Annotated in this window: 2 pseudogenes; both read left to right on the top strand. The window is 35.1% G+C overall.

Going from position 1 to position 818, the window contains the following annotated elements:
• Nucleotides 1–241: pseudogene (locus tag RAH34_RS22775) on the top strand (peptidoglycan-binding protein LysM); the annotation flags it as partial.
• Between the two features lie 337 nt (nt 242–578).
• Nucleotides 579–818 (top strand): annotated as a pseudogene (locus RAH34_RS22770) (peptidoglycan-binding protein LysM); the annotation flags it as partial.

Below are 818 nucleotides of genomic sequence, written 5' to 3'. Positions count from 1 at the left end.
CCCTGTGAATGTTTTGACGATCAAAGCAGCTACAGCTGCCGGATCAATGGGAGGAACAAAAAATACTGTGGTTTTATCTGCAACAGATCAGAATTTAGTTACCAATGCTCCTCTTGGAAGTGCATTAACGTTGAATCTGGACTACACTATTCCAGCAGCAAAATCATCATCGTCTGATATTTTAGGTAAACCAGCGGGAACTTATACGCAAACAGTAACTTATACCGCGACTGCTTTATAAATTAATTTTTCATATTAATATTTTGTGATTTGGTGTTTCGAAGGCTTCCTCAGGAGGCCTTTGATTTTGTATGTATTGTACCGATACAGATACAATTCAAAATCCGGGAATTTATATTACGACAGCTTTATAATAGAAATAACAGCAATTTATATACGACCTTAATATTTTCTAAGTACTGAGGGTTTTACTATTTAAGTCAAAATGATAAACCTTGTAGTGATTTTACTACGTGAACTTCCTTTTTCCACTACAAAGAAACTTTTAGCACCGCTATAAATTTGCAGTATACAAAAGATAACAATTAAGTAAAAAATAACAATAAAATATTACCATCATGAAAAAGCAAATCGTAATCACAGCCTTAACTTTTGGAGCTATCATATTTGGAACTAGCAATGTTCAAGCTCAAAATACAACTGCAACTACAACCGTAAACATTACCCTGAATGACGTAATCTCTATCGACGCAGGAAGTACTGCCATTGGTAATACGGTTGACTTCAACTATGTTACTGCAGCAGACTACAACTCTGATCAGACCATTACCAAAGCGAACTCTTTGAAAGTTACTTCC

The organism is Chryseobacterium sp. WLY505, from assembly GCF_030846215.1.
In the GTDB taxonomy this organism is placed as follows: Bacteria; Bacteroidota; Bacteroidia; order Flavobacteriales; family Weeksellaceae; genus Chryseobacterium.
Note: the sequence above shows the minus strand (reverse complement) of the source record. Positions and strands in the feature narration are given on the sequence as shown.